Annotated in this window: 25 protein-coding genes; 13 read left to right on the top strand and 12 right to left on the bottom strand. The window is 69.5% G+C overall.

Annotated features, from left to right (window positions below; genetic code table 11):
- Nucleotides 1-2: 2 nt before the first annotated feature.
- Nucleotides 3-530 carry a hypothetical protein gene (locus ABZX92_RS07645; protein ID WP_355555133.1) on the bottom strand — a complete coding sequence of 176 codons (528 nt, stop codon included), beginning with the start codon at nucleotides 528-530 and terminating at the stop codon, nucleotides 3-5.
- Between the two features lie 76 nt (nucleotides 531-606).
- The gene (locus tag ABZX92_RS07640) at nucleotides 607-987 is read right to left on the bottom strand and encodes a hypothetical protein (RefSeq protein WP_355555131.1); all 381 of its coding nucleotides are present in this window, start codon (nucleotides 985-987) and stop codon (nucleotides 607-609) included.
- 62 nt (nucleotides 988-1,049) lie between these two features.
- Here ABZX92_RS07640 and ABZX92_RS07635 point away from each other — a divergent pair, with 62 nt between their 5' ends.
- Together ABZX92_RS07635 and ABZX92_RS07630 are read left to right on the top strand one after the other, a co-directional pair.
- Entirely contained in the window at nucleotides 1,050-2,492 is a 1,443-nt protein-coding gene (locus ABZX92_RS07635; RefSeq protein WP_355555129.1) for a M20/M25/M40 family metallo-hydrolase, read from the top strand.
- Entirely contained in the window at nucleotides 2,492-3,535 is a 1,044-nt protein-coding gene (locus tag ABZX92_RS07630; RefSeq protein WP_355555127.1) for a potassium channel family protein, read from the top strand. Before ABZX92_RS07635 ends, ABZX92_RS07630 begins: the two co-directional genes overlap by 1 nt.
- A 45-nt stretch (nucleotides 3,536-3,580) precedes the next feature.
- Here the strand turns inward: ABZX92_RS07630 and ABZX92_RS07625 are convergent, their stop codons facing one another.
- The 3 genes from ABZX92_RS07625 to ABZX92_RS07615 all read right to left on the bottom strand — a co-directional run bounded on the left by ABZX92_RS07625 (nucleotide 3,581) and on the right by ABZX92_RS07615 (nucleotide 5,233).
- Nucleotides 3,581-4,045 (bottom strand): RICIN domain-containing protein, encoded by a 465-nt coding sequence (locus ABZX92_RS07625; RefSeq protein ID WP_355555126.1) that lies wholly within the window; start codon nucleotides 4,043-4,045, stop codon nucleotides 3,581-3,583.
- Nucleotides 4,046-4,176: 131 nt separating this feature from the next.
- Nucleotides 4,177-4,629 carry a hypothetical protein gene (locus ABZX92_RS07620; protein WP_355555124.1) on the bottom strand — a complete coding sequence of 151 codons (453 nt, stop codon included), beginning with the start codon at nucleotides 4,627-4,629 and terminating at the stop codon, nucleotides 4,177-4,179.
- A 43-nt stretch (nucleotides 4,630-4,672) separates the two neighbouring features.
- A complete protein-coding gene (locus tag ABZX92_RS07615; protein ID WP_355555122.1) occupies nucleotides 4,673-5,233 on the bottom strand; it encodes a hypothetical protein in 561 nt (186 codons plus the stop codon).
- 80 nt (nucleotides 5,234-5,313) lie between these two features.
- Here ABZX92_RS07615 and ABZX92_RS07610 point away from each other — a divergent pair, with 80 nt between their 5' ends.
- Nucleotides 5,314-5,982 (top strand): response regulator transcription factor, encoded by a 669-nt coding sequence (locus ABZX92_RS07610; protein ID WP_355555120.1) that lies wholly within the window; start codon nucleotides 5,314-5,316, stop codon nucleotides 5,980-5,982.
- Nucleotides 5,979-7,277: a HAMP domain-containing sensor histidine kinase gene (locus ABZX92_RS07605; RefSeq protein WP_355555118.1), complete on the top strand. Its 1,299-nt coding sequence runs from the start codon at nucleotides 5,979-5,981 to the stop codon at nucleotides 7,275-7,277. The genes ABZX92_RS07610 and ABZX92_RS07605 overlap by 4 nt, the downstream gene beginning before the upstream one ends.
- A 90-nt stretch (nucleotides 7,278-7,367) precedes the next feature.
- Here ABZX92_RS07605 and ABZX92_RS07600 read toward each other — a convergent pair whose 3' ends face one another.
- The 3 genes from ABZX92_RS07600 to ABZX92_RS07590 form a co-directional block, all read right to left on the bottom strand.
- Nucleotides 7,368-8,261, bottom strand: coding sequence for a neutral zinc metallopeptidase (locus ABZX92_RS07600; protein ID WP_355555116.1), 894 nt, complete (start codon nucleotides 8,259-8,261; stop codon nucleotides 7,368-7,370).
- Between the two features lie 18 nt (nucleotides 8,262-8,279).
- A complete protein-coding gene (locus ABZX92_RS07595) occupies nucleotides 8,280-9,512 on the bottom strand; it encodes a neutral zinc metallopeptidase (protein WP_355555114.1) in 1,233 nt (410 codons plus the stop codon).
- 127 nt (nucleotides 9,513-9,639) lie between these two features.
- On the bottom strand, nucleotides 9,640-10,686 hold the full coding sequence (locus ABZX92_RS07590; protein WP_355555112.1) for a neutral zinc metallopeptidase: 1,047 nt from the start codon (nucleotides 10,684-10,686) through the stop codon (nucleotides 9,640-9,642).
- Between the two features lie 339 nt (nucleotides 10,687-11,025).
- Between ABZX92_RS07590 and ABZX92_RS07585 the strand changes: the two genes are divergently transcribed.
- From ABZX92_RS07585 to ABZX92_RS07555, 7 genes are all read left to right on the top strand, one after another.
- Nucleotides 11,026-12,651: a DUF2207 domain-containing protein gene (locus ABZX92_RS07585; protein WP_355555110.1), complete on the top strand. Its 1,626-nt coding sequence runs from the start codon at nucleotides 11,026-11,028 to the stop codon at nucleotides 12,649-12,651.
- 10 nt (nucleotides 12,652-12,661) lie between these two features.
- Nucleotides 12,662-13,945, top strand: coding sequence for a pitrilysin family protein (locus ABZX92_RS07580; protein ID WP_355555108.1), 1,284 nt, complete (start codon nucleotides 12,662-12,664; stop codon nucleotides 13,943-13,945).
- A complete protein-coding gene (locus ABZX92_RS07575; RefSeq protein ID WP_355555106.1) occupies nucleotides 13,942-15,342 on the top strand; it encodes a pitrilysin family protein in 1,401 nt (466 codons plus the stop codon). The genes ABZX92_RS07580 and ABZX92_RS07575 overlap by 4 nt, the downstream gene beginning before the upstream one ends.
- A complete protein-coding gene (gene nudC, locus ABZX92_RS07570; RefSeq protein WP_355555104.1) occupies nucleotides 15,339-16,283 on the top strand; it encodes an NAD(+) diphosphatase in 945 nt (314 codons plus the stop codon). The genes ABZX92_RS07575 and nudC overlap by 4 nt, the downstream gene beginning before the upstream one ends.
- 71 nt (nucleotides 16,284-16,354) lie before the next feature.
- Complete coding sequence (locus ABZX92_RS07565; protein ID WP_355555103.1) at nucleotides 16,355-16,831, top strand: YbaB/EbfC family nucleoid-associated protein; 477 nt, start codon at nucleotides 16,355-16,357, stop codon at nucleotides 16,829-16,831.
- Nucleotides 16,828-17,136, top strand: coding sequence for a WXG100 family type VII secretion target (locus ABZX92_RS07560; RefSeq protein WP_196778111.1), 309 nt, complete (start codon nucleotides 16,828-16,830; stop codon nucleotides 17,134-17,136). Before ABZX92_RS07565 ends, ABZX92_RS07560 begins: the two co-directional genes overlap by 4 nt.
- 3 nt (nucleotides 17,137-17,139) lie before the next feature.
- A complete protein-coding gene (locus ABZX92_RS07555; RefSeq protein ID WP_355555102.1) occupies nucleotides 17,140-18,285 on the top strand; it encodes a hypothetical protein in 1,146 nt (381 codons plus the stop codon).
- Here the strand turns inward: ABZX92_RS07555 and ABZX92_RS07550 are convergent, their stop codons facing one another.
- Together ABZX92_RS07550 and ABZX92_RS07545 are read right to left on the bottom strand one after the other, a co-directional pair.
- Nucleotides 18,286-19,896: a hypothetical protein gene (locus ABZX92_RS07550; RefSeq protein ID WP_355555100.1), complete on the bottom strand. Its 1,611-nt coding sequence runs from the start codon at nucleotides 19,894-19,896 to the stop codon at nucleotides 18,286-18,288.
- Between the two features lie 5 nt (nucleotides 19,897-19,901).
- Nucleotides 19,902-20,354 carry an Lrp/AsnC family transcriptional regulator gene (locus ABZX92_RS07545; protein WP_355555098.1) on the bottom strand — a complete coding sequence of 151 codons (453 nt, stop codon included), beginning with the start codon at nucleotides 20,352-20,354 and terminating at the stop codon, nucleotides 19,902-19,904.
- 82 nt (nucleotides 20,355-20,436) lie between these two features.
- Here ABZX92_RS07545 and ABZX92_RS07540 point away from each other — a divergent pair, with 82 nt between their 5' ends.
- Nucleotides 20,437-21,051, top strand: coding sequence for a LysE family translocator (locus ABZX92_RS07540; RefSeq protein ID WP_355555096.1), 615 nt, complete (start codon nucleotides 20,437-20,439; stop codon nucleotides 21,049-21,051).
- A 4-nt stretch (nucleotides 21,052-21,055) separates the two neighbouring features.
- A complete protein-coding gene (locus ABZX92_RS07535) occupies nucleotides 21,056-21,481 on the top strand; it encodes a PaaI family thioesterase (RefSeq protein ID WP_355555094.1) in 426 nt (141 codons plus the stop codon).
- Here ABZX92_RS07535 and ABZX92_RS07530 read toward each other — a convergent pair.
- Nucleotides 21,450-22,211, bottom strand: a complete 762-nt coding sequence (locus ABZX92_RS07530; protein WP_355555092.1) for an NmrA family NAD(P)-binding protein — start codon at nucleotides 22,209-22,211, stop codon at nucleotides 21,450-21,452. The two genes, ABZX92_RS07535 and ABZX92_RS07530, sit on opposite strands and share 32 nt — an antisense overlap.
- Entirely contained in the window at nucleotides 22,208-23,413 is a 1,206-nt protein-coding gene (locus ABZX92_RS07525) for an FAD-dependent monooxygenase (RefSeq protein ID WP_355555090.1), read from the bottom strand. Before ABZX92_RS07525 ends, ABZX92_RS07530 begins: the two co-directional genes overlap by 4 nt.
- Nucleotides 23,414-23,469: the final 56 nt, after the last annotated feature.

Genomic DNA, 23,469 nt, shown 5'->3' with positions numbered 1-23,469 from the left:
GCTCAGGTGCTCGCCGGCGCGTGCGACTCCTTGAGGACCCGTTCGTACAGCACCTCGAGCAGCCACCGTCCGAAGAGCGACGGCCCGAACTCCGGCGAGCGGTCCTCCGGCGGCACCATCAGGTCCGCCGTGGAGTCGTCCGCGACCACGACGCCGATGCCGTAGTAGTCGAGCTCGATGTACGACCAGGCCTGCGACTCGTCCGACCGCGGCAGCATCACCGCGCACGGGGCGAGCGTCAGCAGGGTGCCGCACGACTGCAGGGCGCGGTCCGTGGTGGACTCGCTGACCAGCACACCGACGAGCTCGACGGCCGCGACGGGCAGGCGGTCGTGGGCGGCGGGTTCGAACCAGGAGCGGAACCACGACGGGTCGGCGCGGGGCGGCCAGCCGTTCTGGGTTCTCCACTCGTGCACGTCGGGCAGCAAACGCACCACCGCGGACACCTGCTGGCCGAGCACGGCGACGTCGGGTACGACGACTCCGTCCCAGGCGAGCGCGTGCGCGGCGCGCTGAAGAAGCGTTTGCACAGGGCGCATCCTAGGGTTCCTCGCGCGAAAAATGACAGCGTTTGCGGGATACTTGGTTAAGGATTACCCAGGGTGGTCATGGGGCTGCTTTCGCCACTTTCCAGGCCCAAGCGACGAGTGGGATCTGCAGTGGCAGGCGACCATACGCCAGTGCGCGCGCTTTGGGCGACTTGGTGCGGAAATCCAGAGCCATTTTCACGTTTGCCGGGAACACCGCGACGAAGAACGCGGCGGCCAGCACACCGCCCAGCTTCCGCGTGCGAGGGACCGCGACGGCCGTGGCCAGGGCCAACTCGGCGACACCCGACACGTAGGTCCACTGCCGCGGGGTGCCCGGCAGGGAACGCGGGACGATCGCGTCGTAGTTCTTCGGCCTGGTGAAGTGGGTTACCCCGGCCAAGCCGAGCAGTGCGGCGAGCGCCATCGCCGACCGCGCTCGGGAACGGTTCGGTTCCATGCGGTCACCCTGTCATGCCTACGCCGCGTAGGCGAGACGGGGCTGGCCTATTCTCCACGGGCGTGGCAGGTGATTCTCATCATCCCGAACGCGCCCCAGAACGCGCCCCGGAACGTGCGGCAGAACGCGCTGCGGTCGCTGCGCTGAGCGATTCCTTCGTCGCCGGACTCCGCGAGTGGATCAAGATCCCGTCGATCGGCGTCGATCCTGACCATCGCGTTGACGTGCAGAGATCCGCCGAGTGGCTGGCCGATCAGCTCCGCGCGGACGGCTGGCCGGAGATCGAGATATGGGACCGCGGACCAGCGCTTCCCGCCGTGTACGCCTGCTGGCCGGCCGCAGATCCCGGTGCTCCGACCGTGCTCGTCTACGGACACCACGACGTGCAGCCCGTCGACCCGGTCGAACGCTGGCGCCACCCGCCGTTCGAGCCCGTGACCAGCGGCGACGAGTTGTTCGGACGTGGGGCGAGCGACGACAAGGGGCAGGTCGCGATGCACCTGCTGGCCGTGAAAGCACATCTGGCAGCAACTGGACAGAATGCGCCCAGCGTCACGCTGAAACTCTTCGTCGAAGGTGAGGAGGAATCGGGATCTCCGCATCTGCGAAAGCTGCTGGAGGATCACGCCGAGGCTCTTGTTTGTGATCTTGTGGTGTTCACCGACACCGCGTTGCACGAACGGGACGCGCCGACGGTCAACACCGGGCAGCGCGGAGTTCTCGGCGGCGAGATCACGTTCTTCGGCGGCACCGAAGACGTTCATTCTGGCCGGGCCGGTGGCGCGATCCCGAATCCCGCGACGGCGCTGGCGAAACTGATCGCCGCGCTGCACTCCGACGACGGCCGGATCGCGCTGCCGGGCTTCTACGAGGACGTGCGCGAACCGTCCACACAGGAGCGAGCCGACTACGCCGAGCTGCCGTTCGACGAGCAGAAGTGGTTGGCGCACAACGGCGGTGGCGCGCAGGCGATGGCCGGCGAACCCGGCTACACGACGCTGGAACGGATCTGGGTGCGGCCGACCGCCGAGGTCAACGGGCTGAGCAGCGGGTACACCGGGCCTGGCCTGAAGACGATCATCCCGGCGAGCGCGACGGCGAAGATCAGCTTCCGGCTCGTGCCAGACCAGTTGCCGGAGAAGGTCGCGGGCCAGCTGCGCGAGTTCGTCGCGAAGCACACGCCGGCGGGGATCCGGGCGGAGGTCGACTTCCGCGGTGAGGGCGTGCCGCCGTACGCGATCAGCCCGGACGACCCGGCCAACGCGACCGTGAAAGAGGCGATGGAGCTGGCGTTCGACCAGCCGGTGCGGTTCGCGAGGGCGGGTGGATCAGGACCGGCGGCGGTGCTGCAGGCGTGGCTCGGGGTGCCCCTCGTCTACCTCGGAGCGACCTTGCCGGATGATCGCGTCCACGCGCCCAACGAACGCGTTGTAGTGCCACTGCTCCTCAAAGGTGCGGAAGCGGCGGCTCACCTGTGGCGGATGCTCCCCGAGAGGTTGGCTTGATGGGCCTGTCTGACGAAGCGTCGCACTCGCTCGTCGGCGTGATCAGGATGCCGGACCAGGCGCAGAGCCCTGGCCGCGCCATCCTCAAACGCGTCATCGGTGCGATGGCTGCGCTGCTGCTCGCGGTCCTGATCGTCTACCTGGACCGGGACGGCTACCGCGACGTCAACGAGGACGGCGTCTCGCTGCTCGACTCCTTCTACTACGCGACGGTGTCACTCTCGACGACCGGCTACGGCGACATCACGCCCGCGTCGTCGTCGGCGCGGCTGATCAACGTCCTGGTCATCACGCCGTTGCGCGTCCTGTTCCTGATCGTGCTGGTCGGCACGACACTCGAAGTTCTCACCGAGCGCTCCCGTCAGGCGTTGCGCATTCAGAAGTGGAGGCGGGTCGTGCGGGACCACGTGGTGGTCGTCGGTTATGGCACGAAGGGGCGCTCGGCGGTGCAGGCACTGCTCGGCGACGGCGTCGAGCCGGGCTCGATCGTCGTCGTGGACACCGTGCAGGAGTCGCTCGACGCCGCGTCCGCCATCGGACTCGTGACCGTGCATGGGTCCGGTACGCGCAACGACGTGCTCCGCGTCGCCGGTGCGGCCCGTGCGCGCGCGATCGTCGTCGCCCCGAACCGGGACGACACGGCGGTGCTGGTGACGTTGACCGCCCGCGAGCTCGCCCCGAAGGCGCAGATCGTGGCGTCGGTGCGGGAGCGCGAGAACGAGCACCTGCTCAGGCAGTCCGGGGCGGACTCGGTGGTCGTGTCGTCCGAGACGGCCGGCCGGTTGCTCGGCATGGCCACGGCCACGCCGTCCGTGGTCGCGATGGTGGAGGACCTGCTCACGCCCGACGCCGGGCTCGCGATCGCCGAGCGCGACGTGGAGTCGAGCGAGATCGGCGGGTCGCCGCGGCACCTGTCCGACATCGTGCTGGGTGTGGTGCGGGGCGGGACGCTGTACCGGGTCGACGCTCCGGAGGCCGACGCGATCGAGCCGGGCGACCGGCTGCTCTACGTCAAGAAGGTGACTCCGCCCGGCGGGGAGTGACGGGCGTGCCCGCCTCGGCTGGGCCGAGGCGGGGCATCCGGCTCGTCACCGGCCCCAGGACGGGTCCCACTGGGTCCACGCCTGGTCCGGGTAGCGGAGGCAGGTGTACTGCACCAGCTGGGTGTTGTCGTTGTTCCCGCGAACGAGCAGGCACTTGCCGCTGTTGACGTTCCGCACCCAGAAGTAGACGGCGGGGTCCGTGTAGGGGATCAACTCCCAGTACTGGTCGGCGTAGTCCAGGCATTGGAACTGGACGACGGGTGCCTCGTTGTCGGAACCTCGGACGAGCAGGCACTTGCGGCTGTTCGCGTTGCGAATTTGGAACTTCCCCGCGCCCCTGTCGTCGAACAGCCACCTCTGGTCTTTGTAGTCCAGGCACTGGAACTGGACGATGCCTGTCTGGTCGGCCGTGCCCCGGGCCAATGCGCATTTGGTGCTGTTCCAGTTGAGCAGCTGGACACCGAGGTCGATCGGCGGAGCGCCACTGGCAGGCTGAACGACGCCTGCCAAGACGAGCGCTACCGCGAAAAAAGTGGTCGTGATTCGATTTCTTGCGCGCTTCACCGAGCCCCCAGGCTGAAAGATGCGACGACAGACCACGGTATTGGGGAGCCAGGTGGGGCGGAATCAGCCGAACGGAGCTAAGAAACCGGTTCCTGCTTGGGAGCGGGCATGACCGCGGGCGCGCGCAGAGGCGCGTAGCGGAAGAGGAACGCGTAGAAACCGCCCGCCAGCGCGGCCATGCACAGCAGCAGCGCGGTGAGGCGGCGCCCGACCGGCAGTCCGGCCGGCAGCGAGGCGGCGGACTGGACCATGTCGTTGCCGGTGGGGACGACCTCGACGGTCTCACCCTTGCGATGGCCGCAGCCGTCGAGCTTGGCCTGCTTCTTCTCGCCGCCCGCGTCCCACTCGACGGTGTCCGTGCCCTGGCCGCACGAACCGGTCTCGACGACGGTGGCGGCCACGGGTCTGGGGGGTTCCTCGGCGCCGAGCACCTTGGCAGGCGCCAGAAGAGCGATCGCGACCCCGATCCCGACCAGTCCGACGACCAGCAGGATGAACACCCATCTGTCCGGGCTTCGCGGAACCGCCACACTGCGATGTTCGCAGACGCGGCGGTCCGCGTGGAGGCCAGGTTTACTTGGGCAGCTGGCGCAGCTGCTCGACCTTGATGGTCTTGCCGTCGGACACGGTTCCGGTCAGCGCGACGAGGTCGCCGTTCTTCGGCTTCTCGTTGACCGCGGACAGGTCCAGCGGCGTCTGCAGGCCGTCGACCTGCACCAACGTGGCGTTGTTGCCGTTGACGTCCTTGATCGTGCCCCGCTCCTGCGCCTTGGCCAGGGCCACGTTCAGCGCCTTGCCGTCCTTCACGCGCACGGTCACGCGCTGGTCGGCCTTGAGACCGTTGAGGTCGCCGCCGCGCAGCTTGGTGGAGCCGTCAGTGGTCAACGACACCTCGCTGCCGTCGTCCTTGGTGATGTTGAGCTTGCCGGACTCGACCGACTTCACCCGTCCGACGACGAGCGTGCTGTCCTTCAGGTTCGCCTTGCCGGGCTTGCCGGGCTTACCGGGGTGGCGCTCCGCGAACGCCGCGGGCGGACCGTCGGAGTTGTCGGCCGCCGTTGCGACCGCGATGCCGCCGACGGTGAGTCCGACGGCCGCGACGATGGCGCCGGCCCACGCAGATTTCTTCGACATGGGGTTGAGGATCCGCGCGCATGCTGAGCGCGAGCTGAAGGCGAGTCGCCCGAAGTCCGGATGATCAGCAGAATGGTGAGGTGTCCGCCAGGGTGTTGGTGATCGAGGACGCCGAGGCGATCGGCGCCGCGGTGTCGTCCGCGTTGCGCGAGTCCGGCTATGAGGTGCAGCACCGGCTGGACGGGCGGCAGCTGGAGGCCGACCTGGGGCGTTTCCGGCCTGACCTGGTGGTGCTGGACGTGATGCTGCCGGGCCGGGACGGGTTCGCGCTGCTGGAGGTGATCCGGCGGTCGTCCGGGGCGGGCGTGGTGATGCTGACCGCGCGCGACGGCGTTCCTGATCGGCTGCGCGGGCTCTCGGGCGGGGCCGATGACTACGTCGGCAAGCCGTTCGTGCTGGCCGAGCTGGTGGCGCGGGTCTCGGCGGTGTTGCGCCGGCTCGGCCGGACGCCGTCCACCGTGCAGGTCGGGGACCTGGTCGTGGACGCCGACGCCGGTGTCGTGATGCGGGCTGACCAGGCCATCGAGCTGACCGCCACCGAACTGCGGCTGCTGGTGTACCTGGCAGCTCAGCGCGGGCGGGTGGTGTCCAAGACGCAGATCCTGACCGCGGTGTGGGGGTATGAGGACTACGACCCCAACCTGGTCGAGGTGCACATTTCCGCGGTCCGGCGGAAGTTGGAGGAGCACGGGGGCCGTCTGGTGCACACCGTGCGCGGCCTGGGGTACGTGTTGCGGGCTGACGAATGAGCCTGCGCACGGTGTCGTTGCGGCGGAGGGTCGCCGTTTCGGTGCTGCTGGTGCTGTTCCTGGTGCTGGTGGCGTTGGTGATCTCGGTGGACCGGACGTTCGCGGGGCAGTCCAACCGGGACGTCGACGTGGTGTTGATCGACGCTGCCAACCGGGCGACCGCGGCGCTGAACCGGGGGGCGCAGCCTCGGGACGTGGTTCGGCAGCTGACCAAGAAGAACCTGCACGTCACGGCTGAGCTGCCGAACGGGAACCGGTTCGGGGAGGCGCCCGACGAGGGGCCGTTCACTCGGAAGGTCCAGGTCATTCGCGGGACACGGTTCACGTTCTACGCCGATACCGAGGCCATTTCGCAGGCTCAGGGCCGGTTGCGGAAGCTGCTGATCCTGCTGGGGCTCGGGGCCATCGCGGTTACCGGGGTGTTGATGATCTGGGTGGTTCGGCGGGCGTTGGCTCCCTTGGACGCCATGACTTCGTTGGCTCAGGCCATTGCGGCTGGGCATCGTGGCGGGCGGTTGAATCCGTCTCGTACGGATACGGAGTTGGGGCGGACTGCGGCGGCGTTCGACGGGATGCTGGATTCGTTGGAGGGGTCCGAGCAGCGGACTCGGCGGTTTGTCGCTGATGCTGCTCATGAGTTGAGAACGCCGATCACCGGGGTGCAGGCGGTGGCTGAGGCGTTGGTGGCTGCGCCTGTTGACTCGCCTGATCGGGATCAGATGTCGTTCTTGCTGGTTCGGGAGGCTCGCCGGGCTGGGCGGTTGGTGGATGACCTGCTTGCGCTGGCCCAGCTTGACGCTGGGTATGAGATGCAGCGGGAGACCGTGGATCTGATGGGGCTGGCGCTGGCCGAGGTGGCTCGGACTCGGTTTGTGGCGCCTGATTTCGACATTGCCGCTGATGGGGTTTCGGCGGTTGTGGTGGGGGATGGGCAGAGGCTGGCTCAGGTTTTGGTCAACCTGGTGGACAACGCTCGGCAGGCTTCTGGTCCGCAGGGGGTGGTGCGGATTTCGGTGGATTCGTTCGGGTTCGTTGTTTCTGACAACGGGCCTGGGGTGCCGGAGGCGGAGAGGGAGCGGATTTTCGATCGGTTGGTCCGGTTGGATGACGCTCGGGATCGGCGGTCCGGTGGGTCTGGGCTGGGGCTTGCCATTGCCCGGGGGGTGGTGCGGGCTCACGGCGGGGATTTGATTTGTGAGCCGTCTGCGGGTGGGGCGGTTTTTCGGGTTTTCTTGCCCGGGGTGGTTTTGGGGCCTTTGGGGGAGCCGCCTTCGGCGGACGCGTCGGTTTCGTAGGTCGTCCGCTGGTTTCGTTGGCGGGCGATTCGGCGTCTGCAAGTACTACCAACACATGATCAAAACGCCTGTAACTACCGCCAACCGCGGTCAGGCGACTTGGGCCGCCGGGGCCGCGAAGGTGTTGCAGGCCGTGGTGGTGTTGGACTTGAAGCCCGTGCTTGCCCAGGTCGCCTGGTTGTTGGCTGAGCCGTGGGCGTTGTTCTCGGGCTTTTCTTCCACGGCGTACTGGAAGTCTTCCTCGGCCTGGCGGGCGAGGCTGGTGGTGACCGAGCCCCGGCCGGAGGTGCTGGTCAGGAACATGCCTGCGAAGCAGTTGGCCTGGAGTTCGATTCGGCGCGACATTTCCAGGCCCGCTGGGGTTTTCTCGCCCGCGTCGGTGATTTTGAGGTCGGCGGCGCGGAGGAGGCCGGTCAAGGCCTGGACGTGGTGGCCGTACTCGTGGCTGAGGGTGGCCAGGTGGGTCGCCGGGGCGTCGCCGCCGCCGTTGTCGCGCAGGCGCGAGGTCGGCATGTAGATGGTGCGGTTGCGGCCGCAGTAGTAGGCGACCGCGTGGTCGGATTCCGGGGCCGCGCCGCAGGGGCCGTCCTTCAGCGTCGGGGACGCGTCGAGGGAGGGCCTTTCGAAGGGCATGTTCGCGGCGGTCAGCAAGGGGCCCCAGGCGGCGTCCAGGCATTCGACGCCTGCTGTGTAGTAGGCGGCGAGTTGTTTGTCGGAGATACCGAAGACCGGGAGTTGGCAGGTCACTGGGGACAGGGAGGCCGCGGTGATGAGGAACGGGTGGTCTGCCAGGCGGTAGACGGCTCGCGGGCGGACCGGGGTCGACGGCTCCGTCGAAGGCGAGGGGGCTGGGCGGGAGCCCGCGAGGGCGTGGCCCGGTACCAGTCTGGGGCGGCTCAGTTGACCGATTCCGAGGACGAAGGCGACCACCAGCACGAACACGGCCCCGAGCACGACCGGGTTGTTCTTGGCTGGTTGGGTCACGATTTGTCCCTTTCGGGTCTAGGAGACTGAGCCCGCGTCCGCTGCCCAGGTGTTGCACTCGGAGGCCTTGTTCGAGCGGTAGCCGCGGTCCACCCATGCCGCGTTGTTCTCCGGAGTGCCGTGGTCCTTCGTCGGGTAGATGTCGTAGTCGCCTCGGTTGCCCGCGTCGGTCAGGCCCACTCGGATCACGTCGATGGGTATCGCGCCGTGGGACAGAGGGGCCAGGCTCATACCGCCGAAGCAGGTGGCTTGCAGCTCCATCCGGCGGTTCAGGTCGAGTCCCTTCGGAGTATCCCACCCACCGGCGTCGTACTGCGCGCGGTCCGAGGCTTTGAGCATGCCGGTGAGCCATTGGATGTGGTGGCCGTACTCGTGGGCGAGCTGGCCCAGGTACTTGCCGGGATGGTTCGGGTTGTTCGGGTTGCGTTCCGCGGCGTAGGCGTTGGCGGTCCAGTAGATGCCGCCCTGGCAGTAGCGCGCGGTGGAGTCCGGGCGGACGGTGCCGCACGGGTACTGCATCTGCTCGGTGACGATGTGCAGCTCAACTGGTTGGTAAGGCAGGTTGGCCGCGGCCAGGGCGGGCTTCCACATGCTCTCGATGCACGGGAGGGCGGCGCGCAGGAAGCGGTCCTGGCCCGCCGGGGAGTAGTCCATGGCCGGGAGCGGGCAGCCGCTGATGTTGTTCGCGCCGAAGTTCGGCTTCAGGAACGGGTGGTCGGCCAGGGTGTAGACGGCCTTCGGGCCCACCGGGGTCGCTTCGCTGGAGGGCGTGCGGGAACCCGACGGGCGGGACGACGGGCTCGTCGTGGTCGTCGTCGTGGCCTCGGTCGTCGTCGTGCCGGCGTAGGTGGGGCTGTAGGTCGTGTAGTTCGAGTAGCCCGCGTCCTTGACGTTGCTGTTCAGGGTGGCCGCGAAGACGCCGACGGCGCCCAGGCCGAGGACCACGACGCCGCCGATGATCAGGGCGATGATCGGGCCGTTGCTCTTGCGGCGGGATGGCGGCATGACCGGGTACGGCGCGTAACCACCGGGAGGCGCGCCCCAGGAGGGCTGCGGCGGTGGCATGACCGGGCCCGGTGGGGGCGGCGGGCCGTACTGGCCGTAGTGCGGCGGCGGAGGGCCCTGTGGGGGCATTCCGTACTGCGGTGGTGGTGGGCCTGGTGGCGGACGCTGCCCCAGTGGTGCGGGCATCGGCGGTGGGCCGACCGGGCGTGGCGGTGGCCAGTTGCCCGGTGGCGGAGGTTGCGTCATCGCCTGAGGTCCCCCCATTGGTGAGCCAGGGTCGGGTACGAGCATATGCGGAGCGAGATCGCGCGTCCCCCGACCGGGCTAACGCGTCCCGTCCACGTTCTTGAGACGCGCGGGGCGGGGGATCGGTTCATGCGACGTCGGCTGAGCTGGCGGCCCAGGTGTTGCATGCCTTGATGTCGTTCTGCTTGTGGCCGTGCATCACCCAACGGTCGTTGTTGGGCGCGCTGCCGTGATCTGCCGGCGTGCGGTCGTAGTCACCGCGGGTGCCCGCGTCCTGCAGACCGGTGTTCACGACGTCCATCGGGATGACGCCCTTGTGCGAGAACGGAGCGAGCGTCATGCCGCCGAAGCAGGTGGCCTGCAGTTCCTTGCGGCGGTTGAGCTCCAGGCCCTTGGCCGTGTCGAAGCCGCCGGCGTCGTACTGGGCCTGGCTCGCGGCCTTCAGGAAGCCCGCCAGCCACTGGACGTGGTGGCCGTACTCGTGGCTGAGCTGGCCGAGGTAGACGCCGGGGTGCCGGGTGCCGCCCTGCTCGTTCGCGTAGAAGCCCGCGGGCCAGTAGATACCGCCTTGGCAGTAGCGCGCGGTGGCGTCGGTGCGGACGGTGCCGCACGGATACTGCATGGTTTCGGTGACGAGGTGCAGCTCAACTGGTTGATAAGGAAGGTTGGCGGCCTTCATCGCGGGCTGCCAGGCCTTCTCGATGCACGGCAGCGCGGCGGACAGGAACGTCTCCTCGCCGGCCGGGTCGTAGCGCATCGGCGGCAACGGGCACGCGGCGAAGTCGTTCGCGCCGACGCCGGTGCTGAAGATCGGGTGGTCGGCGAGCTTGTAGACCGCCTTCGGGCCCGGCGGGGTCGTCGGCGTGGAGGACGACGTCCGCGTCGACGAGGTGCGGGTGGACGCCGTCGTCGTCGTGGTGGTCGTGGCCTCGGTGGTGGTTGTGTAGTTGAAGGTCGGGCTGTAGGTCGTGTAGTTCGAGTAGCCCGTGTCCTTCACCTTGTGGTTGAAGCTGGCCGCGAACACGCCGACCGCGCCGAGGCCGAGGATCACCACGCCGCCGAGCACCAGCGCCAGGACCGGGCCGCTGCTGCTCTTCCGGCGCGGCGGCATCATCGGGTACGGCGCGAAGCCCGGCTGCGGCTGGTGGCCCCAGGTCGGCCGCGGCGGCGGCATCACGGGACGCGGCGGTGGCAGGGGAGCGCGGCCGGGAGGCGGGCCGTAGGGCGGTGGGCCCATCGGAGGCCGCGGCGGGCCGGCGGGCGGAGGGCCGTACGGCGGCGGGCCTTGCGGCGGCGGGCCTTGCGGGCGGGCGCCGGGCGGCGGGCCTTGAACAGGGCGGGGAGGGATCGGCGGGCCGTACGGCCGTGCCGCGGGCACGGGTGGTGGGCCTACCGGGCGTGGCGGCGGCCAGTTGCCCGGTGGCGGTGGTTGCGTCATCGCCGAAAATCCCCCAGATGGCGTCTGTTCGAAAGTCCGCCGGAGCATATGAGGACTCCGCTATTGTCCGCAGCCGTGTTGAAGAACTGGGGAGTGACGATCTTCGCCGCCGCAGCGATGTCCGGATTGCTGACCGGAATCCCGGCCGTCGGCGCGCTCGCGCAGCCGCTTCCCGGGACGGTCAGCACCGAGGTGCGGATGAAGCTGGAGCGCGACTCCAGGCTGACCATCACCGAGACCGTCCACGTGCCGGACGGCAAGACGGTCAAGCGGACCGTCCCCTTGCGACTCGCGGTGGGCAACGACCTGGAGCGCCAGTACCAGGTCACCGACGCCCGCGTCGAGGGCAAGGGCAGTGCGTCGGTCAGCAGTGACCAGTTCACCACCACGTTCGAGGGCGGCCAGGCGACGCTGACCTACACGGTCGTCGGCGCGGTCGCCCCGGTCGGTGACGCGCTGGAGGTCCGCTGGCAGGTCGCGGGCGGCTGGGACACCGAGCTGGACAAGGTCGCGGTCACGTTCTCCGCACCGGACTCGCCGACTTCGGTCAACTGCCTCGCGGGCCCGGTCGGGTCGTCGCAGCCGTGCACGAGCGCGGATCTCGCGGACGGCAAGGGCGTGCGGGCGCAGGAGATCAAGCTCGGCGCCGGCGAACGCGTGGATGTCGCGATCGGACTGTCCGCCGGTGTCGTGCCGCCCAACGCGGTCGTGGTCGAGCAGTCCGGACTGGCCGCCGCGTTCGCGCTGACCCCGGTGAGCGGGATCGCGCTCGGCGGGCTGCTGGTGTTGCTGCTCGGCGGTGTCGCGCTGCTCTGGTACCTGCGCGGCCGGGACGTCGCGGCGCTCTCCAGCGAGGTCGGCGCGGTGTCCGTGCTGGTCCGCGACCAGGGCGGCCGGGTCGCGTTCGCCTCGCCGGACGGGGTGCTGCCCGGTCAGGTCGGCACCGTCGTCGACGAGCACGTGGACGTCGTCGACGTGACCGCCACGGTGATCGACCTCGCCGTCCGCAACTACCTCTGGATCGCCGAGACCGAGGGCCACGACTGGCAGATCGTGCGCCGCAACCCCGTCGACGCCTCGCTGTCCGGGTACGAGAAAGCCGTCTACGAAGCTCTTCTGCCGCAGGGTGTCGAGGCCGTGACGGTGTCCGAGCTGCGCGGGCGTCAGGTCGACCTGGCGCGGGTCCGCGACGAGCTGTACGCGGACGTCGTCGAGAAGCGCTGGTTCGTGCGCCGCCCGGACGCCGAGCGCAGTCTGTTCTGGTGGGTCGGCATCGGCATCGCGGTGCTCGGTGTGGTCGCCACGGTCGTGCTGGCGCTGACGATCGGCAACGCGCTGTTCGGCCTCGCGGTCGCCGTGGGTGGGGTCGCGCTGGCGTTCGGCGCCCGGTCGATGCCCGCCCGCACCAAGCGCGGCAGCGAGCTGCTGGAGCACGTCCGCGGTCTGCGCGGGTACCTCCACGGGGTGACGCCGCAGGACGTGCCGGAGGACGACCGCGAGCTCGTGTTCTCCCGGTCGCTGCCGTACGCGGTGGTGCTCGGCGAGACCGAGCGCTGGCTCACCACGTTCGGTCAGCAGGACCTCTATTGGTACGGAAATGCGTCCGACTTCCGGCGCAGCTTCCCCGCGTTCCTGGGGGCGCTGGACGGCGTGCTCGCCCAGGCGGGCCACCTTCGATCGCTCCGGACGCCGAACCCGTAGGCTGGCGGGCATGGCCTCACCCGAACTGCACAGGTTCACGCTGCCCAACGGCCTGCGGGTGGTGCTCGCCCCCGACGCCAGCGCACCGGTCGTCGGCGTCAGCGTGCACTACGACGTCGGCTTCCGCTCCGAGCCGGAGGGGCGCACCGGTTTCGCGCACCTCTTCGAGCACCTCATGTTCCAGGGCAGCGAGAGCCTGGAGAAGCTGGCGCACTTCCGACATGTGCAGTCGTCGGGCGGCACGTTCAACGGGTCGACGCACCCGGACTACACCGACTACTACCAGGTGCTGCCCTCGGCGGCGCTCGAGCGGGCGCTGTTCCTCGAGGCCGACCGCATGCGCGCGCCGAAGATCACCGAGGAGAACCTCCGCAACCAGATCGACGTGGTGAAGGAGGAGATCCGGCTCAACGTGCTGAACCGCCCGTACGGCGGGTTCCCCTGGATCCTGCTGCCCGCGGTGCTGTTCAAGACGTTCGCCAACGCGCACAACGGCTACGGCGACTTCGTCGACCTGGAGAGCGCCACGGTCGACAACTGCGCGGAGTTCTTCGACACGTACTACTCGCCGGCCAACGCGGTGCTGACGGTCGCGGGCGACCTCGACGTCGAGATCGCGAAGGCGTTGGTGGAGAAGCACTTCGGCGACGTGCCCGCGCGGCCGAAGCCGGAGCGCCCCTCGTTCGCCGAGCCGGCCCCGCAGGGCGAGGTGCGGCACGAGCACGGCGACGCGCTGGCCCCGCTGCCCGCGATCGCGATCGGCTACCGCGTGCCGGACCCGGTCACCGACATCGACGGCTACCTCGCGTACCTGGTGCTGGCCGGCGTGCTGACCGACGGCGACAGCTCGCGCCTGCAGCAGCGGCTGGTGCACCGCGAGGGCATCGTGATCGACCTGAACGCGGGCTGCGGCCTGTTCGGGCCGCTCGAAGCCCGCGACCCGGACACGTTCAGCATCACCGCGATCCACACCCCCGAGGTCTCCCACGAGCAGGTCGTCGCGGCCATCGACGAGGAGCTGCAGAAGCTCGCGCAGGAGCCGCCGTCGGCCGAGGAGCTCGCGAAGGTCACCGCTCGCTGGGCGTCGACCATGCACAAGGAGCACGACCGGCTCACGAACCGCACGCTGGGCCTCGGCTCGGCGGAGCTGCTGTTCGGCCGCGCCGAGCTGATCTACGAACTGCCTGAGCGGATCGCCTCGGTGACCGTGGACGAGGTGTCCGCCGCGGCTAAGGCGCTGCGTCCGGACGCTCGCGCCCTTCTTCTCGTCAAGCCCACCGGAGGAGCCCAGTGACCGCGTCCACTTCTGCGGCCAAGACCCACCGTTCCGCCGAGGAGATCGGTCGCACCGCCGTCGGCCCGCGTCCGTTGCCGGAGCTGGGCTTCCAGAAGGCCGCCGCAGATCTGTCCACTGTGGACACGACGCTGCCGAACGGCCTGCGCGTCATCGCGATCCGCCGCGCGACCGTGCCGATGGTCGAGGTGCGCCTGCGGGTTCCGTTCGCGGACCCGGCCACCTCCAGCGTCGGCTCGCACCACTCCGCTCAGGCCGAGGTGCTCGCGAACACCGTGCTGACCGGCACGGCGACCCGTTCCCGCGTGCAGATCGACACCGAGCTGGCGCTGGTCGGCGGCGAGCTCGACTCCGTGGTCGACCCGGAGCGCCTGAGCTTCACCGGCAACGCCCTGGCCACCGGTCTCGGCACCGTGCTGGACGTGCTGCGCGACGTGCTGACGTCCGCGTCGTACCCGGCCGAGGAGCTGGAGCGCGAGCAGGCCCGCCTGGTCGAGCGCATCGCTCTCGCCCGCTCGCAGCCGAGCGTCATCGCGCGCGAGGCCCTGCAGAAGCTGCTGTACGGCGACCACCCGTACGCCAAGGAGATGCCGGAGGCCGACGAGGTCGCCGCCGTCACCCGCGACGACGTGCTGGCGTTGCACCGCAAGGCGTTGCTGCCGCGCGGCTCGGTCATGGTGGTGGTCGGCGACGTCGACCCGTCCGAGGCCGTCGCCCAGATCGGTGAGGCGCTCGGCGCGTGGCAGGGCGAGGGCGAGGCCGTCCAGCTGCCGCCGCTGCCCGCCGTCTCCGGTGGCGACGTGCTGCTGGTGCACCGCGCCGGTGCCGTGCAGTCGCAGATCCGTCTTGCGGCACAGGCAATTCCGCGCACGGACCCGCGTTACCCGGCGCTGCAGCTCGCGAACCTGGTCTACGGCGGGTTCTTCTCCTCGCGGCTGGTCGAGAACATCCGCGAGGACAAGGGCTACACCTACAGCGCTCGTTCGCACCCCGAGTTCACGATCCACGGCGCGACTCTGCTGATCGACGCGGACACGGCCTCGGACGTGACGGCGGCGGCGTTGCTGGAGACCCGCTACGAACTGGCGCGGCTCGGCATGGTCCCGCCGTCCGAGTCCGAAGTGGACGTTGCCCGCAGCTACGCCATCGGCACGCTGCTGACCACCACGTCGTCGCAGTCCGGGCTGGCCTCGTTCGTGGTGAACCTCGTCGGTCTCGGGCTCGGGATCGACTGGCTGATCGCGCACCCGCAGCGGCTGCAGGCCGTGACGCCGGAAGAGGTCGCCGCGGCGGCGCTGGAGTTCTTCGCTCCCGGCAACTTCACCGGTGTGCTGGTCGGCGACGCCGAGACGTTGAAGCCGAAGCTCTCGGCTCTGGGCGGGGTCTCGTTCCAGTGAGCTTCGATCTTGTCGGTCTGCCCGCGCTGTCGCGGTTCGCGATCGACCGGTGTGAGCCGTTGCGCGGTGACGAGGAGAAGCTCGCCGCGCTCTGGCCCAAGGCCCGGATGATCGTCGTCGACACGCGCGGGCGGACGCTGGTCGCGGATCGCGGTGCGCGGGTGGTTGACCGGCCCGCACTGGATTTCGGCGACCAGCCGCCCGTGAACGCCGTCCTGCTGGGAGAGCAGGACGGCGTGGCGTACTTCGCGGTGCTGATGCCGGCCGAGGACGGGGACGAGGTCCCCGCCTCCCGTGCCTGGGGTCCGCCGGAGCTGACGGACGAGCCGCAGTGGCTGGACCTGCGGCAGGCCGGGGCCACTTTGGACGACATGTCCGCGGGGTTGTTCACGACCGCGGCGGCGTTGTTCCAGTGGCACCGGCTTGGCAAGTACTGCGCGAAGTGCGGTGCCCGGACCGTGCTGGAGAAGTCCGGGTGGACCTCCGTCTGTTCGGGGTGCGGGCGCGAGGAGTACCCGCGCACCGACTCCGCGGTGATCTGTCTCGTGCACGACGGCGCGGACCAGGTGCTCGTCGCTCGCGGTCCGGAGTGGCCGGAGGGTCGCTTCTCCGTGCTGGCCGGCTTCGTCGAGGCGGGCGAGTCGTTGGAAGCCTGTGTGGCGCGGGAGATCTTCGAGGAGGTCGGGGTGTCCGTGCGGGACATCCGGTACCTCGGGTCGCAGCCGTGGCCGTTCCCGCGGTCGTTGATGATCGGGTTCGAGGCCGTGGCGGATCCCGCGGAGCCGTTGCGGCTGGCCGACGGGGAGATCGCCGAGGCCAAGTGGGTCTCCAGGGCCGATGTGCGCCAGGCGATCGAGGTGCCGGGGAGTGTTCCGGGGCTCGGGCTCGCCGGCGGTGCGTCGATCGCGTTCCGGATGCTGCAGAGCTGGGCGGCCAGCTGACCGAATTGCGCTGAACGGCCTCTTCCGGTGTGGTCTAGTTGGACAGATCACACCCATTCTGAGGGGGCTGGATGAGCAACCCGGAGCTTGAAGCGCGCAACGCGGCGTTGCGCGGCCAGGTGGACACGATGCTGGCGAACCTGGAACGGCAGACCGCACAGCTGAAGCAAGCCCAGGCCGAGGCGATGTCCAAGACCGGGCGGGCGACCTCCCAGGACGGCCTGGTCGAGGTCACGGTCAACGCCGGTGGCATCGTCACCGGGGTCACCTTCGCGCCGGCCGCGTTCGAGCGCAGCACGCCCGAGAAGCTGGGCCAGAGCGTCGTGGCGACGATCCAGCGCGCCGCCCTCAACGCGCGCGAGCAGGCAGACGCCGTGCTCGCCCCGTACCAGGAGGGCATTCCCGACCTGCCCGACCTGTTCCCGGGCATGCCGTCCATCAAGGACCTCATCCCGGCTCCGCCGCCGATCGTGCCGCCGACACCGCAGCAGCACAACGAGGACGAGCCGCCGGAGTCCTTCATGGACCGTCGCGGGAGCCAGTGGTGACCGGCTTCGAGGTAGATCCCACGGCACTGCGCGCGGCCTCGCCGAAGTTCTCGGCGGCGGGCGACAAGCTGCAGACCGCGTGGGAGGCGCTGCGCGGCGTGCTCGACGCCAACAACGGCTGCTGGGGCGGCGACGACGCGGGCAAGCAGTTCCAGCAGTCGTACCTGCCGCTCGCCGACCAGGCGCGCCAGGCGTTTCCGGTGCTCACCGAGGGCATCCACTCGATCCGCACCGGCCTGGACGCCTCCGCGGACACCTGGGAGGCCGCGGACAAGGGCGGCGCCCAGTCGTTGGGAGGTAAGTGAGTCGTGGGCATCGAGATTCCGGGCGCTGTTCAGTGGCTCACGCCGATCGTGGTGGGCGCGGACTGGCCGGAGGGCGACGAGACCAAGCTGCGCGCCATGAGGGACGCGTGGCAGGCGGCCTCGAAGGCGGTCGAAGAGGTGCTCGGCGACGGCAACGGCGCGTCGTCGGCCGCGCTGGGCTGCATGAGCGGGCAGACCGCGGAGAAGTTCAAGGAGTACTGGCAGAAGTACACGGAAGGCGACGCCTACCTCGTCAACCTGCAGCAGATCTGCGCGGACCTGGTGCAAGGCTGTGACAGCGCCGCGCTGGGCATCGAGTACACGAAGCTCAGCATCATCGCCGCGCTGATCATCCTGGCGGCGCAGATCGCCGCGATGATCGCCTCGGCGGTGGCCACGTTCGGCGCGTCGACCGCCGGTATCCCGATCGCGCAGGCCGCCACTCAGATCACCGTCCGGATGGTCTTCCAGCAGCTGGTCAGGCAGATCATCATCAACGTGGCGATCAACGTCGGCGTCGACGCGGCCATCCAGACCCTCCAGTTCGCCACCGGCGAGCGGAAGTCGTGGGACGTCAGCAAGACCGTGGACGCGGGCATCGCGGGCGTCGCCGCCGGTGTCGCGTCGGGAGCGGTCGGCGTCGCGAGCCCGCTCGGCGGCGCCAGCAAGAACTTCGTCCAGGCCGCCGCGACCGGTGCGGTGGAAGGCGCTGCTTCCGGTGCGCTGGGCAACGTGCTCAACAACGTCGCGCACGGCAAGGTCAGCGGGGAGGACTTCCTCAGCGCGGCCGTGTCCGGCGCCACCTCAGGCAGCGTCGGTGGTGCGATCGGCGGGATGCAGACCCGCCACGAGGGGCTCTCCCAGACCTGGGAGACCGGGACGTCTCCGGACGGCCAGTACACAGCGGGCGCGAACACCCAGGGGCACGGCTTCCAGACGCCTGACGGGTCGATCGTCCGCGCCAACACCGACACCAACCCGTACGAGGGAGGCTGGCGCTCGGACAACGCCGGCAAGTACATCCCCAGCGACGGCGGTCCGAACAACGTCAACGATCCCGAGGACAGCGACTACCAGGTCAAGTCCTCGGCGAACCCGCCGCGGATGGTGGGCCGGCTCGATCTGCCGGACCCACCACCCAGGAAGTAGCTAACGCCAGGGCTGCCAGCCGGGGATCGGGGCGTGATCCGCGCGGATCTCGCCCCAGTCCGGGCTCGCCGGCGGCAGAACGTGGTGCTCCGCGACGCGCATGCGTTCGCGCACCCGCCACCAGTCGGCCAGCAACCCCGTGGTCAGCGCCGCCGTGATGAGGATGCCGACCCAGAAGCGCGGGCCGATGCTCAGGAACGACCACGCGAAGTTCGCCGCGACGGATGCGGCGAGCAGCCGCCACCCGATGCCCGCGGTCGTGTAGTTGCCCCGCCGGTTCGCGGTCGTCTGGCGCACCGCCCACGAGCGCAACTTCCGCCATTCCTCATACGACATCGAGGTCGGCTGCGTCGGCGTGCCCTGCCGCGACCTGATCAGCTCCGCTAGCTCACCAGGCCGCGTCGCGGGCAGGATCCACTGCTGCGGTCGTGCGACCAGGCGCAGCATCGGGCTGTTGCCGACCGGCATCCTGATCCCACCGGGAACCGGCCACGCGTGCAGGTCAGGAGAGGTGCCTGGCTGGATCAGCGTGAGGTCGCCGAGCCACATCGCCCGCGGGTGGACACCACCGTCGTGCGACTTGTTCAGCTTGTGCACCAGGCGATCCCGCTGCACGTACAGCGATGCCCCGTCGCGCAGTGGCACGCGCACCTCGACGTTGCGGCCGAGGTGGGCGCCCAGCCGGAACATCCGGCCGCCCAGGTACCCCAGCAGTGGACACAACACCAGCAACACCGGGATCCAGACGTAGCCGCCCTTGCCGATCAACCAGAGCACGCTCACCGGCACCGGCAGCAGCGCGACCCGGCCCCAGGTCCGGGGCACGTTCCGGTTCAGCACCCACACCACGCCCGCGACAGCCGCGAACACAGGCGCGATCCACGGCACGCCAGGTGTGGTGAGCAGTGCGATCGCGGGCAGCGCAACGGTTCCCGCCAACGCGAGCGTCGCGCCGACCAGCCACCGCATCGCGAGAGGCGGCCCGGTGAGCTCCACGGCGGGGCCCTGGACCGGTGTGGTGCGCTCGCCCACGGGCGGTGGCGCTGCACCGGCTTCACCACCGTTGTCCGTGACGACAGCTGTCGAGTGGACGTCGGGCAGACCTGAAACCCGTGATCGCACAAGGGCGACGAACCTCTCCGGCTCCTCAACCGGCAGGACCTGCTCGCCCTTCGTGGTTCGCAGCACCACGACATCGCCTTCGGGCACGGACAGGCCGCGGCCGTCGGTCAGCGTGATCCACGGCGCCTCGCCCGGTACCGCGGCTCTCGTGCTGATACCGAGCAGGTCGTTGAACCCGTACGACACCTTCGTCGGTCCGCTGGACGCCATCCGCCCGCCGCCGGACAGCGCGGTGATCTCGAGGCCGTTCGCGGTGACCTCGACCGCGTCGTTGTACCAGCTGGGCTTGGGGTCGGCGCGGAACTCGAACAGCACCTTGTTCGGCGCGCGTTTCGAGACCAGGTGCGCGAGGTAGGTCGCGACGAACGGGACGCCGAGCAGGATCGGCATGTTGACCGCGGGCGACTTGCTGCCCACGACGATCACGGCGGTGATCGCGACGACGGCCGACCCGCCCAGCGCGACGAGGGGCCAGTGGTGCGGTTTCACGGCCCTCATGATGGCAGTGGACGGTCGTCGACGACGTTCTTCATGACCAGTGTCGACCTCATCCGCTGCACACCGGGCAGCTTCACCAGCTCCTCGTCGTAGAGCTGTTGGTAGGCGGCGAGGTCTGTGGTGGCGATGCGCAGGAGGTAGTCCGGCTCGCCGAAGAGTCGTTGTGCCTGCAGGACGTTCGGGATGGCGGCGACGGCTCGTTCGAAGTCGGCGACGGTGCTCTCGTTCTCCCAGTGGACGGTGGCGAAGACGAGGGCCTCGAAGTTCAGGCCGACCGCTGCCGGGTCCACCACGGCTCGGTAGCCGCGGATCGCGCCATCGCGTTCCAGGTCGCGCAGGCGGCGGTGGCACGGGGAGATGCTCAGGTTCACCCGCGCGGCCAGGTCGGTGACAGTCAGGCGGCCGTCCTGCTGCAGCTCGGCAAGAATCTGTCGGTCCACGGCGTCCATGGGGTCATTCTTCCCCCAAAAGCGGCTTCTGCGGGGTAAAGACGGAAACACCTTTGGGGCGTTGCTTCCTAGTCTTTCGGGTGTGGAACTGAGCACGGTGGTGGCGTTTCTGGCGATGGACCTGTTGCTGGTCCTCACGCCCGGCGCGGACTGGGCCTACGCGATCGCGGCGGGGTTGCGCGGCCGGTTCGTGCTGCCCGCAGTGGCCGGGCTGGTGGCCGGGTACGCGGGCTACACGGTGCTCGCGGTGGCCGGGCTCGTGGTCGTCGTGGCGAGCTCGAAGGGGCTGCTCACCGCGTTGACCGTGGCTGGAGCCGCGTACCTGGTGTGGCTGGGGTTCGGGGTGCTGGCGCGTCCCGCGAGTCCTGGTGCGGCCGAGGAGCTGGCGGCCTCACCGGGACGGGTGGTGCTCAAGGGGGTGGGGATCAGCGGATTGAACCCCAAAGCGATGTTGATGTTCGTGTCGTTGTTCCCGCAGTTCATCGACCCGAGTGCGGGCTGGCCGGTGGCTGCGCAGACCGCCTTGCTCGGGGCGTTGCACATGGGGTTGTGCGGGGTGGTCTACCTGGCGGTCGGGGTGTTCGCGAAGGCCGTGCTGACCACCCGGCCGGGGGTGGCTCGGGTGGTGTCGCGGGTCAGCGGGGCGATGATGATCGGCATCGGTGGGGTGTTGCTCGTGGAGCGGATGGTCGGGTGAGTGCGTGGACGTGCGGGAGCGGATTCAGAGCAGTTTCGACCGGCAGGGGTTGATGGCTCACCTCGGTGCGCGGCTCGGGGAGGTCGTACCTGGACGGGTGCACGTCCTGTTGCCCGCGCGGGCCGAGGTGACGCAGCAGAACGGGTACTTCCACGCCGGGGCCACCAGCGCGATCGCCGACAGCGCCGGTGGGTACGCGGCGTTCACGGTGTTCGACGCGGACACCTCGGTGCTGACGGTCGAGTTCAAGATCAACCTGTTGGCGCCCGCGATGGGGAAGTACGTCGAGGCGGTGGGGACGGTGCTGAAGCCCGGGCGGACGTTGACCGTGTGCCGCCTCGACGTGTTCGCGGTGCAGGGGGAAGAGCGGAAGCTGGTCGCCGCCGGCCAGCAGACGCTCATCCAGGTCGACGCTCGGCCCGACCGGTGATCCAGTCCGCGTAGCTGTGCCAACCGACCTCGGGGAACTCGGCGTGCAGGGCCGGGATGTCGAGCTCCAGGCCGGTTTCGGTGAAGTAGCGGAACATCGCGGCCAGGTCCGGGGAGTAGGTCTCGGCCTGGGCGAGCGATAACTCGATGAACTCGGTGCCGCGGATCGCGGCCATTTCGGGACCGGTCAGCCGGTCGCTGGCGATGTCGACGCGCCGGTTGCGGAAGCGGGCCGGTTGTTCGAAGGCCAGCGCGGCCATGGCGGCGATGTCTTCCGGGGCGATGAGGTGCAGCTTCAGGATTGGCGGGATCGGTAGTGCGACTGGGCCTTCGCGGCCCATGAAGGCGGCCGGGCCGAGCACTGTCCAGTGTGGATGGTTGACGGCCAGATGCCGTTCGATTTCGGCTTTGGTGTCGAAGTGCGGGATTCCGGTGTGGCGATCGGCGTTGGTGGCCGAGGTGAAGACGACGTGCGGGACGTGCCGGGCGGCGTCGACGGCGGCTTTGCCCTGAGCTGCTTCGGACGGGCCGCTGAGCGGTGTCATGAGGAAGAGACCGTCGACGTCGGCGAAGGCTTGTTCGAGCGTGGCCGGGTGGTCGAAGTCGCCGTGGACGTCGTTGGGGTGCTTGGGGTTCCGGGTGACGCGGCGGACTTCGTGGCCGCGTTCGGTCAGGAGCCGGGCGACCGCGCCGCCCTGGGTGCCGGTCGCGCCGGTCACTGCGATTTTCACGTGGTGATCCTGGAGATGTAGCCGTCTGGGCGGATGGTGGCCTCCGCGCCGTCGATCGCGATGCTGGTGCCCTTGCCGTCGGAGAGGTCGAGGCCGGGGACGAACGTGCCGGCGAGCGGGTGGTCGGAGCCGGTGTCGTAGCGGATGTCGGTGCCCTGGACCATGGCGGAGACGCGCTCCTTGACCTGCGGGAGGTCGAGGAGGTCGCTGAAGAGCGAGTAGAGCTCGCGCGTGTGCGGGTCCGGGCGGGTCAGGGCCACCTGGGCCATGGTGTTGTGCAGCACGCGGGCCGCGACCGGGTGGCGTTCGGTGGTGTAGGTGTCGATCAGGCCGGAGTCGCCGGTGGCGAGCTTCCAGCCCAGGTTGAGCACGTCCTGCAGGCCCAGGTTGAGGCCCTGGCCGCCGAACGGGGAGTGGATGTGGGCCGCGTCGCCCGCGAGCAGGACGTTGCCGCGGCGGTAGGTGCCGGCCTGGCGGGTGTTGTCGGTCCAGATCGTGGCGGTGTGGACGGCGGAGATGCGCACGTCCAGGCCGCTGACCCGGCGAAGGGCGGCTTCGAGGATCTCGGGCGTCGCCTCGCGGTCGGCGGGCGGGCCGTCGAACTCGAGGATCATGACGCGGCCCTTGAGCGGGCCGGACGCGAAGACGCCGGTGGGGGTGCGGTGCCAGCCGCGCGGGAGTTCGCCGTCCAGGTCGACGACGGCCTGGTAGCCGGTCAGCGTCGGGTCGGTGCCCGGGAAGTCGAAGCCGGCGAGCTTGCGGACGGTGCTGCGGCCGCCGTCGCAGCCGACCACGTAGTCGGTGCCGAGGTCCAGGGAGCTCACCTCGACGCCGCGGCGGATCTCGACGCCGAGCTCCAGCGCGCGGGCTTCGAGGATTCGTTCGAGTGCTTGCTGCGTCAGCATGACGATCGGCAGACCGTCCAGTTTGAACATTCCGGCGAAGTGGCCGGTGGAGCCGTTGGGGCGCCAGGCGAGGCCTTGTGCTTCGGCTTCGCTCGCGGCGTCGATCGCGGGACCGAAGCCGCGCATGGCGAGCATCTGGTAGGTGCGGCCGCTGATCATCTGGGCCTTGATGGTGTCGGCCTGGGTGGTGAGGCGTTCGAGCACGGTGGTGCGGACGCCTTGGAGGGCGAGTTCGGTGGCGAGCAGGAGGCCGACCGGGCCCGCGCCGACGACGGTGACGTTCCCAGAGATTTTCATGCTCAACATTTGAGCGTGAAAACGTCGCGGCGTCAAATCTGATTTAGGATGGGGAG

The organism is Lentzea sp. NPDC006480 (assembly GCF_040611995.1).
Lineage (GTDB): Bacteria > Actinomycetota > Actinomycetes > Mycobacteriales > Pseudonocardiaceae > Lentzea.
This window is presented reverse-complemented; position numbering and strand designations above follow the sequence as displayed.

Excerpts from the sequence above, each read along its gene's own strand:
- ABZX92_RS07615 (WP_355555122.1), bottom strand. The coding sequence starts at position 5,233 with ATGTCGAAGAAATCTGCGTGGGCCGGCGCCATCGTCGCGGCCGTCGGA.
- ABZX92_RS07640 (WP_355555131.1), bottom strand. The coding sequence starts at position 987 with ATGGAACCGAACCGTTCCCGAGCGCGGTCGGCGATGGCGCTCGCCGCA.
- ABZX92_RS07565 (WP_355555103.1), top strand. The coding sequence starts at position 16,355 with ATGAGCAACCCGGAGCTTGAAGCGCGCAACGCGGCGTTGCGCGGCCAG.
- ABZX92_RS07590 (WP_355555112.1), bottom strand. The coding sequence starts at position 10,686 with ATGCCGCCGCCGCGGCCGACCTGGGGCCACCAGCCGCAGCCGGGCTTC.
- ABZX92_RS07580 (WP_355555108.1), top strand. The coding sequence starts at position 12,662 with ATGGCCTCACCCGAACTGCACAGGTTCACGCTGCCCAACGGCCTGCGG.
- ABZX92_RS07630 (WP_355555127.1), top strand. The coding sequence starts at position 2,492 with ATGGGCCTGTCTGACGAAGCGTCGCACTCGCTCGTCGGCGTGATCAGG.
- ABZX92_RS07545 (WP_355555098.1), bottom strand. The coding sequence starts at position 20,354 with ATGGACGCCGTGGACCGACAGATTCTTGCCGAGCTGCAGCAGGACGGC.
- ABZX92_RS07595 (WP_355555114.1), bottom strand. The coding sequence starts at position 9,512 with ATGACGCAACCTCCGCCACCGGGCAACTGGCCACCGCCACGCCCGGTC.
- ABZX92_RS07605 (WP_355555118.1), top strand. The coding sequence starts at position 5,979 with ATGAGCCTGCGCACGGTGTCGTTGCGGCGGAGGGTCGCCGTTTCGGTG.
- ABZX92_RS07525 (WP_355555090.1), bottom strand. The coding sequence starts at position 23,413 with ATGAAAATCTCTGGGAACGTCACCGTCGTCGGCGCGGGCCCGGTCGGC.